The sequence below is a fragment of the Amphritea sp. genome (assembly GCF_050300915.1).
GTDB lineage: Bacteria > Pseudomonadota > Gammaproteobacteria > Pseudomonadales > Balneatricaceae > Amphritea.
The window spans coordinates 23,723-37,770 of sequence record NZ_JBNKYN010000039.1; the positions used below are offsets into that span (position 1 = coordinate 23,723).

General features: G+C 50.7%; 14 protein-coding genes. 4 read left to right on the forward strand and 10 right to left on the reverse strand.

Annotation, left to right across the window (positions count from 1 at the left end; all coding sequences use genetic code 11):
- Window positions 1-420: 420 nt before the first annotated feature.
- The 5 genes from ACQY8X_RS11800 to ACQY8X_RS11820 all read right to left on the reverse strand — a co-directional run bounded on the left by ACQY8X_RS11800 (window position 421) and on the right by ACQY8X_RS11820 (window position 4,822).
- The gene (locus ACQY8X_RS11800; protein ID WP_428035341.1) at window positions 421-954 is read right to left on the reverse strand and encodes a phosphonate degradation HD-domain oxygenase; all 534 of its coding nucleotides are present in this window, start codon (window positions 952-954) and stop codon (window positions 421-423) included.
- A 166-nt stretch (window positions 955-1,120) separates the two neighbouring features.
- Window positions 1,121-4,033: an aminomethyl-transferring glycine dehydrogenase gene (gene gcvP, locus ACQY8X_RS11805; RefSeq protein ID WP_428035342.1), complete on the reverse strand. Its 2,913-nt coding sequence runs from the start codon at window positions 4,031-4,033 to the stop codon at window positions 1,121-1,123.
- Complete coding sequence (locus ACQY8X_RS11810; protein WP_428035343.1) at window positions 4,033-4,164, reverse strand: hypothetical protein; 132 nt, start codon at window positions 4,162-4,164, stop codon at window positions 4,033-4,035. Before ACQY8X_RS11810 ends, gcvP begins: the two co-directional genes overlap by 1 nt.
- A 27-nt stretch (window positions 4,165-4,191) precedes the next feature.
- Complete coding sequence (gene gcvH / locus ACQY8X_RS11815) at window positions 4,192-4,578, reverse strand: glycine cleavage system protein GcvH (protein WP_428035355.1); 387 nt, start codon at window positions 4,576-4,578, stop codon at window positions 4,192-4,194.
- Window positions 4,579-4,696: 118 nt separating this feature from the next.
- Entirely contained in the window at window positions 4,697-4,822 is a 126-nt protein-coding gene (locus tag ACQY8X_RS11820; RefSeq protein ID WP_428035344.1) for a serine dehydratase beta chain, read from the reverse strand.
- Window positions 4,823-5,119: 297 nt separating this feature from the next.
- Here ACQY8X_RS11820 and ACQY8X_RS11825 point away from each other — a divergent pair, with 297 nt between their 5' ends.
- From ACQY8X_RS11825 to ACQY8X_RS11840, 4 genes are all read left to right on the forward strand, one after another.
- Window positions 5,120-5,755, forward strand: coding sequence for a helix-turn-helix domain-containing protein (locus tag ACQY8X_RS11825; RefSeq protein WP_428035345.1), 636 nt, complete (start codon window positions 5,120-5,122; stop codon window positions 5,753-5,755).
- 331 nt (window positions 5,756-6,086) lie between these two features.
- On the forward strand, window positions 6,087-7,202 hold the full coding sequence (gcvT, locus tag ACQY8X_RS11830; protein ID WP_428035346.1) for a glycine cleavage system aminomethyltransferase GcvT: 1,116 nt from the start codon (window positions 6,087-6,089) through the stop codon (window positions 7,200-7,202).
- Between the two features lie 137 nt (window positions 7,203-7,339).
- Window positions 7,340-8,290: a lipoyl synthase gene (lipA, locus tag ACQY8X_RS11835; RefSeq protein WP_428035347.1), complete on the forward strand. Its 951-nt coding sequence runs from the start codon at window positions 7,340-7,342 to the stop codon at window positions 8,288-8,290.
- Window positions 8,291-8,357: 67 nt separating this feature from the next.
- Complete coding sequence (locus tag ACQY8X_RS11840) at window positions 8,358-9,302, forward strand: homoserine kinase (RefSeq protein ID WP_428035348.1); 945 nt, start codon at window positions 8,358-8,360, stop codon at window positions 9,300-9,302.
- Between the two features lie 18 nt (window positions 9,303-9,320).
- On the opposite strand, the gene ACQY8X_RS11845 is transcribed toward ACQY8X_RS11840, so the two are convergent.
- The 5 genes from ACQY8X_RS11845 to ACQY8X_RS11865 form a co-directional block, all read right to left on the reverse strand.
- Window positions 9,321-10,205: a TraB/GumN family protein gene (locus ACQY8X_RS11845; protein WP_428035349.1), complete on the reverse strand. Its 885-nt coding sequence runs from the start codon at window positions 10,203-10,205 to the stop codon at window positions 9,321-9,323.
- Between the two features lie 23 nt (window positions 10,206-10,228).
- Window positions 10,229-10,516 carry an antibiotic biosynthesis monooxygenase family protein gene (locus tag ACQY8X_RS11850; RefSeq protein ID WP_428035350.1) on the reverse strand — a complete coding sequence of 96 codons (288 nt, stop codon included), beginning with the start codon at window positions 10,514-10,516 and terminating at the stop codon, window positions 10,229-10,231.
- Between the two features lie 122 nt (window positions 10,517-10,638).
- Window positions 10,639-11,721 (reverse strand): alanine racemase, encoded by a 1,083-nt coding sequence (gene alr, locus ACQY8X_RS11855; protein WP_428035351.1) that lies wholly within the window; start codon window positions 11,719-11,721, stop codon window positions 10,639-10,641.
- 79 nt (window positions 11,722-11,800) lie between these two features.
- Window positions 11,801-12,187, reverse strand: a complete 387-nt coding sequence (locus ACQY8X_RS11860; RefSeq protein WP_428035352.1) for a RidA family protein — start codon at window positions 12,185-12,187, stop codon at window positions 11,801-11,803.
- Window positions 12,188-12,385: 198 nt separating this feature from the next.
- Window positions 12,386-13,645 (reverse strand): D-amino acid dehydrogenase, encoded by a 1,260-nt coding sequence (locus ACQY8X_RS11865; RefSeq protein WP_428035353.1) that lies wholly within the window; start codon window positions 13,643-13,645, stop codon window positions 12,386-12,388.
- Window positions 13,646-14,048: the final 403 nt, after the last annotated feature.

Genomic DNA, 14,048 nt, shown 5'->3' on the forward strand with positions numbered 1-14,048 from the left:
GGCACAGGTTTTCTGATGACACCAAACCAAATCGATTCAACCCCGTCAACCTGCAGAAAAACACATTTAAGTCATTGATTTAAAACAGGTGAACCAAATAAGAGACACTATAAGACATTGATTTATAAAAGGTTTAACAAAAAACAATTAATAGAGTATCTAATTAGCAACAACATTTTTCAGATCAGAAAAATCAGACTGTGCAAAAGCCACATAACTGTCTGATAGTTAGTAACTAATATAAAACAGGCATCAATATTGTATATATGAAATCATTACTTCGGCTGATACCACCCGAAAGTTAAGCATCCCCCCCCATTGAGCTTAATGATTAAGGTGCTTCAGCTGGAGCAATAAGAATTACTAAAAAAACCGCCTGATGGCGGTTTTTTTTTAATCGTCTTCCAGCCCAGACAAGGATTAACCCCCGCAGACCTCCTCCAGATAGTGACTGAAACAGGTAAACGGCGTAGTAGAAAGGGTTTCGTCTTTTGCTTCATCATCCCAGCGTCGTAAGCGAATTGCCTGTTCATGAAAAGGCTCTGCACGAAATGCAGTAACCTCATCTGCCGTCATCAAGCCCCCCTGATACGCCAGAGAGTAGCGTGAGGCCTCTGAGAGACTGTCGATATAACCCGCCTCAACCGTACACAGATAACGCTTTGCACTTGCGTGGAGACGGATTGGCTCGGTTACTCCGGGAGGAAAGTCATGAGAAAGAAATTCAGCGCCAACGAGGTCATGGCGAAAGTTGCCATGAACGGAATTTACCTCATCAATAAGGTGCCCGATATCATGTAGCAAAGCCGCGACAACCATATCAGCTCGTTCACCATCCTCCTCTGCAAGGCGCGCACACTGTACAGCATGCTCAACCTGGCTGACCCCTTCACCATAGTGATTATGGCCCATCTCGTTATAGATCTGTTCGATCTTGCTATAGATTTCAGTCATCTTAGCCTCCATAGGTTATACCACCAAAATGCCTGAAAGATATGAAACTGATGTTACCGTATTGTTTTGGATAATGTCCTGACACAAAAAAAAGCGGATCAGTTTCCTGATCCGCCGGGGTACCTGTTCATAAGGCGACGATTAAAAAGACCGAATTATCATTCAGTTAAATCGAGTCTGCCATATAGCTTTCTATCGGCGGACAGGAGCAGACAAAGTTACGGTCGCCGTAGACGTTATCAATACGGTTTGAGGTCGGCCAGAATTTGCTCTCCCGGGTGGCGCGACTCGGGAACACCGCTTCTTCCCGGGTATAGGGACGGTTCCACTCCTCCGCCATGATATCGGCCTGGGTATGTGGAGCCCGGCACAACGGGTTGTTGTCGGCGGGCCAAACACCACTTTGTACCTTTTCAATCTCCCCTTTTATCTGCACCATCGCATCGATAAAGCGATCGATCTCAACTCTGGATTCAGATTCGGTTGGCTCAATCATCAGCGTACCCGCGACCGGGAACGACATGGTCGGTGCATGGAAGCCGTAATCCATCAGACGCTTGGCGATATCCTCCTCGGTGACCCCGGAGGCCTCCTTCAGCGGGCGAATATCGATGATGCACTCATGGGCCACTTTGTTGTTACGACCCCGATAGAGCACCGGATAGTGTCCGGACAGTTTCTCCGCCATATAGTTAGCGTTGAGAATCGCCATCTGGGTGGAACGCTTCAGCCCTGACTTACCCAGCATCAGATTATACATCCAGGTGATTGGCAGAATGGATGCTGAACCATAGGGGGTTGCCGCCACCGCGCCGTTCTCAGGGTTCAGGCCAGCAACCGGGCTGACCTTGTGGCTCGCCAGAAACGGTGCCAGATGGCTCTTAACACCGATCGGCCCCATACCCGGGCCACCACCACCGTGCGGGATAGCAAAGGTTTTATGCAGATTCAGGTGAGACACGTCAGAACCGATCAGACCCGGTTTAGAGATCCCTACCTGAGCGTTCATATTGGCACCATCCATATACACCTGGCCACCATTTCTGTGGATGATGTTACAGATCTCGACGATATCCTCCTCATACACCCCGTGAGTGGAGGGATAGGTAATCATCAGGCAGGAAAGATCATCTTTATGCAACTCAGCCTGAGCCCGCAGATCAGCAACATCCACGTTACCCTTCTCATCACAGCGGGTGACGATAATCTTCATATCCATCATCGCTGCAGACGCCGGGTTGGTGCCGTGTGCAGACGACGGAATCAGACAGACATTACGATGCCCTTCGCCAACCGACTCCTGATATTTACGGATCGCCAGCAAACCGGCGTACTCACCAGAGGCACCTGAGTTAGGCTGCAGCGACACCTTGTCGTAACCGGTAATCTCCACCAGCTGCTCTTCCAGCAGGCTGAGCATCTGATGATAACCCTGCACCTGCTCTGCCGGTGCAAACGGGTGAATACTGGCAAACTCAGGCCAGGTAACGGGGATCATCTCAGCGGTTGCGTTCAGCTTCATGGTGCAGGACCCCAGCGGGATCATGCCGTGTACCAGAGAGTAATCTTTATTCTCCAGCCGCTTCATATAGCGCAGCATATCGGTTTCGCTATGGTAGCTGTTAAAGGTCGGATGACTCAGAATCGCGTCGCTGCGACGCATCTCAGCGGTGATACCGGTTGCCGCACCGGCGACGATTGCCGCATCCAGCTCAGCCACCGACAGACCGTGTCCTTCACCCAGCACACTATCAAACAGATCAGCAATATCCTCAGGCCGGGTGGTTTCATCCAGCGATATACCCAGCTTATCCGCAGCGGTCTGACGCAGATTGCAACCGGCAGCCAGCGCTCGCTGATAGACCTCAGCAGCCGTTTCGGGCAACGTCAGCGTCAAAGTATCAAAGTAACTGTCATTGACCGCAACGCCTTTGGACTTCAGACCGTTAGCGAGAATGGCGGTGAGTCGGTGCACCCGCTCAGCAATAGTTTTCAGGCCATCCGGACCGTGATAGACGCAGTAAAAAGAGGCCATATTCGCCAGCAGCGCCTGAGCGGTACAGATATTGGAGGTCGCCTTCTCACGGCGGATATGTTGCTCACGGGTTTGCATCGCCATCCGCAGTGCCCGGTTACCGTTGGCATCAATAGAAACACCGATAATACGGCCAGGCACCGAACGCTTGAGCTTTTCACTGGCAGCAAAGAACGCGGCGTGTGGGCCACCAAAGCCCATCGGCACACCAAAGCGCTGGGACGACCCTAACACCACATCAGCGCCCAGCTCGCCCGGCGATTTCAACAACACCAGTGCTAAAGGGTCGGCCGCGACAGACACCATCGCCTGCTGCGCTCTGGCTTTTTCAATCAGGGTTTTGATATCGGTGATATCGCCGTAGGTGCCCGGATATTGCAGCTGCACACCAAAGGCATCGCAGTTATCCAGATCGGTCAGCGGATTTCCCACCACAATCTCAAAGCCGAAATACTCCGCCCGGGTTCTGATCACATCGATGGTCTGGGGGTGCACGTCATCAGCAACAAAAAAAGTGTCGCTCTTTTTACGGTTGGAACGTTTGCACAGGGTCATCGCTTCAGCCGCGGCGGTCGCCTCATCCAGAAGAGAGGCATTCGCCAGATCCATACCGGTGAGATCCATCACCACCTGCTGATAGTTCAGCAGTGCTTCCAGACGGCCCTGTGAAATCTCTGGCTGGTATGGCGTATAAGCGGTATACCAGCCGGGATTTTCCATCACATTCCGCAGAATCACGTTGGGTACCAGGGTATTGTGATAACCCATACCGATATAGGATCTATTCACCTTGTTCTGATCTGCCAGACTACGCAGCAATGCCAGCGCATCGGCTTCAGAAACCGCATCATCCATATTCAGGGCATCATCCAGACGGATTGAATCCGGCACGGTCTGCGCCATCAGTTCCTCTATAGAACTAATACCCAGCTCAGCCAGCATCGCGGCGGTCTGATCGGTATCCGGGCCAATATGACGCCGGGTAAAGTCGGTTGTCTGCTGAAGTGTGCTTAGCGGAACAGGAGTAGATATCTCAGTAGCCATTACAGTAACCTGTTTAAACGGACCAGCAACGCAAGCGGCTGATCATCAATCGAAGGGTGCGGGATGGTCTGCATACCGGCCCGCGCTGGCGAAACGACCTGATCGTAGTTGAGTGATAAGCGCTGTCTCATACGACAACAGCGCTCCACAGATCAGATCTATTCTGCAATCGTAGCAGCATAAGCCTCAGCGTTCAGCAACCCATCCAGCTGAGCAGCATCAGAAAGCTTAATTTTAACAATCCAGCCACCCTCATAAGGTGCGTTATTAACGGTTTCCGGCTCATTCTCCAGCGCATCATTGATCTCAACCACTTCACCGCTTACCGGGGCATAAATATCTGATGCCGCTTTGACCGACTCAACCAGGGAGAACTCTTCACCCGCAGTCACTTCACGGCCGAGTTCTGGCAGCTCAACGAACACCACATCACCCAGCAGATCCTGTGCGTGATCGGAGATACCCACAGTGACCGTACCGTCACCATTATCCAGAACCCATTCATGACTTGAGGAGAAAAGATAATTAGATGGAATGCTCATAATTGTATTTCCTTTAAAAATTAATTCCGGCAGGTCTGACAGACTCAGCACCGGACTAGCGCTTGTTGAATGACAGGATGACCGTTGAAGAGGAGCGGCAGGCCTCAGCAGGCAACCACATTTACCTGACCCGCCTGATGCAGCTGGCCGCCTCTTCAGTAAAGCGATTAACCACCATCGGCTCCACAGTATGAGAGCTCGCAGAGCCAATACCGACCTTAAAGAGATCAGGAATACTCCAAGCCACTGACAGCTACTCCGGTCTTAAAAATAACAATTGCCAGATCTGTCACTGGATTCGTTAAACCCAACATCAACAGCAAAACTGATCAATAGCCAATTGCAGCGAAGGTTAGCAGCGCCATTTCCTAAAATCAACACAAAGTTTCTTTTAGGAAACTTTTCCATATATTTTTCTCAAACTGTGAAATATCGCATTCTTTCAATGCCCTGAGCGGTTGTGTACTATTATCGGAAACCGGGAGAGGTGATCTCCTCAAGTATACGCGCCAACCCCTAGCGACAGCTTTCAACGGAGCACCCGATGCCAGATAAGCCCTCCTTTCTCAAAGAAGATCAGCAGTTTTTCTCGGTCACACGGGATAATGCCGAAGCGGTTGTGGAACCGCTTGAGCTGGGCAAGCGGGTGCGGGAGATCCGCCTCAGCCAGAATCTGACGCTGGAGGAAGCCAGCAAACTAACAGGTCTTGCCCGCTCAACACTGTCCAAAATTGAAAATGAGCAGATCTCCCCCACCTTTACTGCGGTTAATAAACTGGTGAAGGGCCTGGGAATCGATATCCCCCAACTGTTTACCCAGCCCAAAAAGAAAAGCCCCAGCAGCGGTGGCCGCCGGGATATCACCCGTCGTGGTGAGGGTAAGCCCCACCCAACCCCAACCTATGAGCACGAACTGCTGGCAACGCAACTCTCCAGTAAGAAGATGATCCCCTTCAAAACCACCGTGCGCACCCACTCCTGGGATGAATATCAGGACTGGATTCGTCACGATGGTGAAGAGTTTCTCTATGTTCTCAGTGGCAGCATCATGTTCTACACCGAGTTTTATGAACCGATTGAACTGGTCGCCGGTGACAGCGCCTACTACGACTGCGAAATGGGCCACGCACTCGTGTCCACCAGCAAGAAAGACGCCGAGGTGCTCTGGGTTACGGCTTAAAAGCTGGACGCCGCTTGCCCGGGATTACTTCCCTTCAGCAACTGCACACAACCACATTCTTACAAAGCAGATTATTTAAAAAGCCTCTCATAGCAGATATAGAAGGCTTTTCCGAGCAACGAGCCACGACTTTTAATGGCTTTAAAAACGACCCAAACTTTCCTTTGCGCGCAACTTTCTACTTGCAAAACATTCCCTATTCAATTAACTTTGTTTCCTATTGGAAACATTATTCCACCAATATAAACGCCTTTCGCTATTTTTCAGACTCAACGACCGGTCCCGGATAAACAGCGCTGACGCCACCCAAACATAAACAATGGAGACTCCCATGTCCGAACTGAACAAAACACCGCTCTATGCCCTGCATCTGGAACTGGGCGGTAAGATGGTACCTTTTGCTGGGTTTGAGATGCCGGTTCAGTACCCGATGGGAGTCAAGAAGGAACATATCCATACCCGCGAACATGCGGGTCTGTTCGATGTTTCCCATATGGGACAGGTAATACTGACCGGGGAAAATGCTGCTGCCGAACTGGAAAAACTGGTGCCGGTCGACATTATTGACCTGCCCGTTGGCAAACAGCGTTATGCTCTGTTCACCAATGAGCATGGTGGAATTATGGATGACCTGATGGTCACCAACTATGGTGATCATCTCTATGTGGTCGTCAACGCCGCCTGTAAAGCTCAGGACATTGCACATCTGCAGGCCAACCTGGGCGAAGGCGTCCAACTGGAAGTTCTGGATGACCGCGCCCTGGTTGCACTACAGGGCCCTGAAGCAGCGTTGGCACTCTCACGCATCTGCCCGGAAGTGAACGATCTGGTGTTTATGGACTGCCGCCATATCAGCATCGATGGGGTTGAGTGTTTTGTCAGTCGTTCCGGTTATACCGGCGAAGATGGCTACGAGATCTCTATCCCGGCGGATCAGGCAGAGCGACTCTGTCGTCTGTTTATTGCACAGCCAGAGATTGAGTTTATCGGACTGGGTGCACGGGACTCCCTGCGTCTGGAATCAGGTCTGTGTCTCTACGGGCACGATCTTGATCAGAACACCACACCTGTCGAAGGCAGCCTGATCTGGGCGATCAGCAAGTGCCGTCGCGCCGATGGCGAACGGGCTGGCGGTTTCCCCGGTGCCCGGAAGATCTTTGAACAGATCGCTAACAAGAACTTCGGTCGCAAACGGGTGGGCCTGATCGCCCTGGGTAAAGCACCGATTCGCGAAGGCGCAGAACTGCTCAATGCCGATGGCGTCAGGATTGGTGAAGTCACCAGTGGTAGCTTTGGCCCGACCGTAGGTGTACCGATTGCGATGGGATATGTCGCTTCTGAGTATGCGACGCTGGAAACAGAAGTATATGCTCTGGTTCGCGGAAAACAGTTACCTATGGTGGTGTCTAAGATGCCCTTTATCGAGCAACGCTATTATCGCGGTTAACGCCCGCTTTATCAGGCCTGCCACAAACACGCCTGATATAGACAGATGCACAACAATAACGCCAGCTGATAACTCCGCTGGCGTTTTATTACAGACCTGAATTCACAGAAGATTTAAAGCAGCAGAGGCCTCCCGCTATGGAGATGATCCCTTTAGAAGAGCTGAAAGGCGAAGCGAAAATGTCCCGTCTGCAGGATAAGCCAGATCCCGATCGGGAGCGGTTGCGCAAACCCGAATGGATCCGTATCGATAGCCGCTCCAATGCTAATGTGAATAAGGTTAAGCAGCAACTTCGCGAACTGAAGCTACATACCGTATGTGAAGAAGCCTCCTGCCCCAACCTGGCAGAGTGTTTCAGCCATAAAACAGCCACTCTGATGATCATGGGCGCAATCTGCACCCGCCGCTGCCCGTTCTGTGATGTCGCCCACGGCCGGCCTATGCAGCTTGATCCGAATGAACCTAAAAATGTTGCCCGTAATATTGCACAACTGGGACTGCGCTATGTCGTGATCACCTCGGTAGACCGGGATGACCTGAAAGATGGCGGCGCTGGCCATTTTGCCGAATGTATCAAAGAAGCAAGAGCGCTGAATAAAGCGCTGAAAATTGAAATACTGGTGCCGGATTTTCGCGGCAGAATGGATAGCGCGCTGGAAAAACTGTCAGAGCAGCTGCCTGACGTGCTCAACCATAATCTGGAAACGGTGCCCTCACTGTATAGCAAGGTACGTCCTGGCGCTGATTATTTCTGGTCACTCAACCTGCTGTACCGCTTTAAACAGTTACATCCACAGGTGGATACCAAATCCGGCATGATGGTCGGGCTGGGTGAAACTCAGGAAGAGGTCATTAAAGTGATGAAAGATCTGCGGGCTAATAATGTCGATATGATCACGATTGGCCAGTATCTGCAACCCAGTAAACACCACCTGGCGGTTGAGCGCTATGTCACGCCAGAAGAGTTTCAGCAGTATGAAGAGATTGGTTATCAGCTTGGCTTTAAAAACGTCGCCAGCGGGCCGATGGTACGCTCGTCCTATCATGCGGATATTCAGGCCAAAGCACTTAATCACGACCCTAAATAAAAACACTAAGCATCATAACTGAACAACCGGCCGGTCACTGATCGCCAGATGAGTAAAGGAAGCAACGATGTCTGTTTACACGCCTGTCACCCGCGAACAACTTGAACGCTACCTGCAACAGTATAGCGTTGGTCAGCTGATCGATTTTCAGGGCATTGAAGCCGGGGTGGAAAACACTAACTATTTCGTTACCACCACTGCGGGTGAGTTTGTCCTGACTCTGGTGGAGTCAGTCAGCAGTGAACAGTTACCCTTTATCCTTAATTATATTGAACACCTGACCCAGCACGGTGTTGCCTGCGCTAAACCGATCCATCTGAATGACGGAGGTTTGTCCGGTCAGCTTAACGACCGTCCTGCGGTGCTGATGTCCCGGCTGGCTGGCAGCCCACTGCACCACCCCAACGACCAGCAGGCAAGCATTATCGGCCTGACCCTGGCAAGGATGCACCGGCTGTCAGAGCAGCTCAGCGACGCACAGCCAGTGCATATCCAGCAATGGTGTGCAGAGCTGGGAACAACGCTACTGCCGCACCTGGAGGAAGAGGAGCAGCAGACGCTGCAATACCACCTGCAAGATGCGACACAGATCCTCTGGGACAGCCTGCCGAATGGCCCCGTCCATGCAGATCTGTTTCCGGATAATGCGCTGTTTGATGGTGATAGGTTGTGCGGCCTGATCGACTTTTATCACAGCTGTTCTGCGCCCTATCTGTATGATCTCTGTGTCACCCTGAACGCCTGGTGTTATGACGAAAGTACTGCACAGTATGATTTCAATAAAGCACTGCTGATACTCGATAGCTATCAAAGCGTCCGGCCACTCAACACCGCTGAGCAACGTAGCTTCAGCAGTATGTTGCAGGTCGCGGCGATGCGCTTCTGGTTATCACGCCTGCGGGATATCCACTTCCGTAAAGAGGGCGAAGTGGTCACCCGCAAAGACCCCAATGGCAAGCTACAACTGTTGAGACTGCTGAGCGAGAATCAACGTCTGCAGATGGCCAGCTAAAGGTTTAAACCCAGTGGATTACTGTACTGGCTCAACCCGGTAACCCCGCTGTTGTAACTGCTCAATTAAGCCCTCATCACCGGCCAGGTGGCCACTGCCCACCAGCACAAACTCCACCTGCCGGTCAGCCAGCATCGCCTCTATCTGCGGCAACCATTTGCGATTGCGATCAACTATCAGCTTACGAAACTCGGCGGGAGAGTCCCGGCGCATATCCTCAAGCACCAAACGATCAAGATCGGTAAGGTTGCCCCGTCGCCACGCTTCAACCATGCCGTCAACCAGCCCGCCTGACTGCTGCAGCTCATCCAGCGACATACTCATAAATTTCTCTTCATCACCGGCACCCATTCCTGCCAGTAAGCGAATCTGCTGATCAACCGACTCCAGCCCGCCAACGGGTTTGGCATCTGCGATGGCCCGGCGGTGATAAAAGTCATCAATCCCCTGAGCATCCACACCTATCTGCTGCAGATTCAACATCGTCAGGGTGATAACAATACCGGATGGACGCAATCCGACCATCGCTTCTGGCGGCAAACCATACTGCGCCCAGACCTTCTCGATACGCTGATAAAGTGCCGCTGACACCCGCTTATCCAACCCGCTGATACCATCGGGATAGCGCACTGCCTGCTGCATCCGCTGTACCACCTCAGGTGTATGCAACTGCTCCAGGTCTGTTTCAAAAAACAACCGGTCCGCTCTGAGATATGCCCGATCAAACTCAACAGGCAGAGGATAATCACTCTGACGCAGCACATGTATGGTGCCACCGACATACAATACATTATCACCAGAGCTGACCTTCCAGACGCTGGTTGCCGCCGTGGCAGACAGCGTGACAACGGATAGAGCCATCAGCAAAACAGATCTGAACACTCTCCGGGTAAACTTCCTCATAAACCTCTCCTGCTTCTGCACGGTTAAGCGCTGTATTCCCGCACTACCTCAACAATCTGAACCCGGTATGCGCTGTACCAGTGTGAGCGCCCTTTTGCCTGGGCCGTCAAATGCTCAGCATTCTGTTTCCAGGCACGGATCTGCTCCAGACTGTCCCAGTATGAGATAGCTATCTCATTAGCGCCCTCGGTCACGGCCGTAAACTCCAGACAACCATACTCCTGTAACGCCAGCTCACGCATTCTGGTGGCCATCTGACTATACTCTTCATCTAACTGAGCAACCTCTGCCCGAAATATCACTGCATACATAATCATCTCCCTGGTCTGATGATCTGCCTGTATATCATCTCCTGCTGAAGATTACCGTAGTCTGAATAAAACAATACGAAAAAACCGGCACAGGGCCGGTTTTTCTACAGAGTTTATTGCGGTTATTTATTGATATAACACTTATGTACCCGGCGGGTAATCCCGGTGAACAGGGTGTAAGGGATAGTATCGCAGAAAGTAGCCACTTCAGCAGCGGTCACATTACGCCCCCAGAACTCCACCTCTGTGCCGATATCGGCGTCTGGGATTCCGGTCAGATCGACCCCCAGCATATCCATTGAAACCCGGCCAATAATCCGCGAACGATGGCCATTGATCCACACCGGCGTACCGGTCACTGCATGGCGGGAGTAACCATCTGCATACCCCATCGCCACCGTGCCCACACGGGTTGGCTGATCGGCACAGAAGAGTCCGGCATAGCCGACAGATTCGCCCACCTTAACATCGCGCACTGCGATAATTTCAGAGGTCAGGGTCATTGCCGGTATCAATTTATCGGCATTGTCCTGAGCATCTGGAAATGGCGTCGCACCATACAACATTAATCCTGGACGCATCCAGTCACGCCGCGCATCACTCCAGGCCAGAACAGCGGCAGAGTTTGCCAGACAGTGTGGGGCATCCAGACCTTCAGAAGCCCTGTTAAACACCGCTAGCTGCTCATCGGTGGTGGTTTTATCCAGTTCATCGGAACTGGAAAAATGAGTCATCAGCACGATATCTGCAACATTTTCCAGCTGCTTCAGACGCTTGAATGCGGCCTGATAGTCATCCGGATGAACTCCCAGACGATTCATACCCGAGTTCATTTTCAACCACACAGTAATCGGCTTACTCAGGCTCGCTGCGGCAATCTGTTCGATCTGCGCCAGACTATGCACTGCGCACCACATACCCTGTTCACTGATATAGTCCAGCTCACTGGTTTCAAAATAACCTTCAAGCAGCAAAACCGGTTTCTCAATGCCGGCGTCAATCAGCTCAACCGCTTCTTCAATACAGGCGACACCAAAGGCATCCGCTTCAGCTTCCAACGCTTTAGCAACTTCAACCGCCCCATGTCCGTATGCATTCGCCTTGATAATGGCCACCGCGTGACCTGCGGAGTTCAGGGAACGTGCTAATCGATAGTTATGCCGGATAGCATCCAGGTCAACCGTTATTTTTGCTGCTCGACTCATTCTTTCTCTACCTTCGACTTACTTTAGACCGGCTATCTGCAGTGATCATGCAGATAGCAAAACCCGCGGAACCGGGGTGTTATGCAACCACCATCACCGCTTCAACTTCGATATCAGCATCTTTAGGCAGTGCTTTAACCGCATAGGCCGCACGGGCAGGGTAAGGCTGCTCAAAATAACGCGCCATCACTTCGTTTACGGTGGCGAAGTTAGCCAGATCGGTCAGCAGAATGGTCACTTTAACCAGATCACTCATTGAACCGCCAGCCGCTTCAGCAACCGCTTTCAGGTTTTCAAACACCTGCACAGCCTGGGCTTCAAAAGACTCGGTAACCATCTCCATGGTGGCGGGCACCAGCGGGATCTGACCTGACATATAGACAGTGTTATCGACTTTAACAGCCTGAGAGTATGTACCAATAGCAGCAGGTGCATTTTCAGTTGCAATAATAGTCTTAGTTGGCATGGTTTAAATTCCCAATAATAAATTCTAAATAATGTATGTGAGGGTCGGCAAACAGCATACTCAGATCACCGGACCAGCGTACATTCCGACATCTGAGGCTGCCGATTATATCCTGTAAAAAAAAGTGAGCACAGGGGCATGACAAGGTGTTTACCTGGTGCGTCAATTAAGCCCCGGTGCTCAAAAAACCGTTATTTCCTACTTCTGGCCATAACGGGCGACGGAAAGTCCTTCCGGATCAATGTCAGTTTTATTGCCACTAATGACATCGGCAACAAACTTTCCTGACCCCAGCGACATGGTCCAGCCCAGCGTGCCGTGACCAGTATTCAGATACAGATTTGCATAACGGGTTCCACCCAGTACCGGTGTACCATCCGGTGTCATTGGCCGCAGACCGGTCCAAAACTCCGCTTTCTCAATGTCACCACCACCCGGGAACAGGTCAGTGACGGTAAACTCAACATTCTTACGCCGCTTCTCCTGCAGCGAGGTGTCGTAAGAGGTGATCTCAGCAGTACCACCCACACGAATCCGGTCTTCAAAACGGGTAACCGCAACCTTATAGGTTTCATCCATGACGGTGGACACCGGCGCTTTGGTTTCATCAACAATTGGCAGTGTCAGCGAGTATCCTTTAATCGGATAAACCGGCACCACAACACCAACATTGGCCAGCAGCAGAGTGCTGTAGCTACCCAGACACATCAGGTAGCGGTCAGCAGTGAATGTACCCTGTTTGGTTTTAACACCCACAATCTGACTATCATCGCTGATCAGACCTTCAATCTCGGTATCGAATTTAAATTCAACACCCAGCTTTTTACACTCATCAGCCAGCGCATTGGTGAATTTAAAACAGTCGCCGGTCTCATCCCCTGGCAGTCTCAGACCACCAACAATTTTATCTTTAACAAAGCCCAGCGCTGGCTCGCGGGCAACACAGCCTTCACGATCCAGTACTTCATAGCTAACGCCGCACTCTTCCAAGACAGAGATATCTTTAGCTGCGGCGTCTACCTGTTTCTGGGTACGAAAAACCTGCAGCGTACCACCGGTACGGCCTTCATAATCAATTTCGATCTCAGAACGAAGATCTTTAAAGCAATCACGGCTATACTCAGCCAGACGCATCATCCGCGCTTTATTGGTGTGGTATGAGGACTGGGTGCAGTTGGACAGCATCTTGGTCATCCACTTCAGGGTGTTGGCATTCACCTTAGGGTTGATCATCAGAGGCGCGAGATCCTGCATCATCCACTTAATGGCTTTTAAAGGAACACCCGGGGCGGCCCAGGGAGCGGAATATCCAGGCGAGATCTGGCCAGCATTCGCAAAGCTGGTTTCCATCGCTGGCGCACTCTGGCGATCAATAACGGTAACCTGATGGCCCTGTTTAGCCAGGTACCAGGCGCTGGTTACGCCGATAACACCACTACCCAAAATCAACACTTTCATTAAGAGATACCTATCCGTTTTTATACTTATCATCAACAAATGATTTGGCTAGTGTATTGTATCTTTGACAGATTATTTTTTTGTATTTAAACTATTTTCATCATTAACTTTTTACATTATGTTTGATTATTTATTTATTTTAAAAATTATTATATATTTTATTATGATTTATTTTATCACTAAATAAAGTCAAACATAACTTATAATTTTACATATTTGAATTAATATTTTAAATAAGATGAATGATCAAATATAAATAAAAAATAAAAAGAGAATAGATGGAATATTTTTTTCCAAATCATCTAAACTAGTGGATTAATCGTGGTCTGATAAATGTGAAGGTGGGGCCCAACATGCCTCTTTTATCTACTTGGGGCCGAGATGGGCCAAGTCTGCTGAAATG

Coding starts and splice junctions, on each gene's coding strand:
- ACQY8X_RS11800 (WP_428035341.1), bottom strand. CDS start 954: ATGACTGAAATCTATAGCAAGATCGAACAGATCTATAACGAGATGGGC.
- ACQY8X_RS11865 (WP_428035353.1), bottom strand. CDS start 13,645: ATGAAAGTGTTGATTTTGGGTAGTGGTGTTATCGGCGTAACCAGCGCC.
- ACQY8X_RS11810 (WP_428035343.1), bottom strand. CDS start 4,164: ATGAGACAGCGCTTATCACTCAACTACGATCAGGTCGTTTCGCCAGCG.
- lipA (WP_428035347.1), top strand. CDS start 7,340: ATGGAGATGATCCCTTTAGAAGAGCTGAAAGGCGAAGCGAAAATGTCC.
- ACQY8X_RS11850 (WP_428035350.1), bottom strand. CDS start 10,516: ATGTATGCAGTGATATTTCGGGCAGAGGTTGCTCAGTTAGATGAAGAG.
- ACQY8X_RS11845 (WP_428035349.1), bottom strand. CDS start 10,205: ATGAGGAAGTTTACCCGGAGAGTGTTCAGATCTGTTTTGCTGATGGCT.
- gcvT (WP_428035346.1), top strand. CDS start 6,087: ATGTCCGAACTGAACAAAACACCGCTCTATGCCCTGCATCTGGAACTG.
- ACQY8X_RS11825 (WP_428035345.1), top strand. CDS start 5,120: ATGCCAGATAAGCCCTCCTTTCTCAAAGAAGATCAGCAGTTTTTCTCG.
- gcvP (WP_428035342.1), bottom strand. CDS start 4,033: ATGGCTACTGAGATATCTACTCCTGTTCCGCTAAGCACACTTCAGCAG.
- alr (WP_428035351.1), bottom strand. CDS start 11,721: ATGAGTCGAGCAGCAAAAATAACGGTTGACCTGGATGCTATCCGGCAT.
- ACQY8X_RS11840 (WP_428035348.1), top strand. CDS start 8,358: ATGTCTGTTTACACGCCTGTCACCCGCGAACAACTTGAACGCTACCTG.
- ACQY8X_RS11860 (WP_428035352.1), bottom strand. CDS start 12,187: ATGCCAACTAAGACTATTATTGCAACTGAAAATGCACCTGCTGCTATT.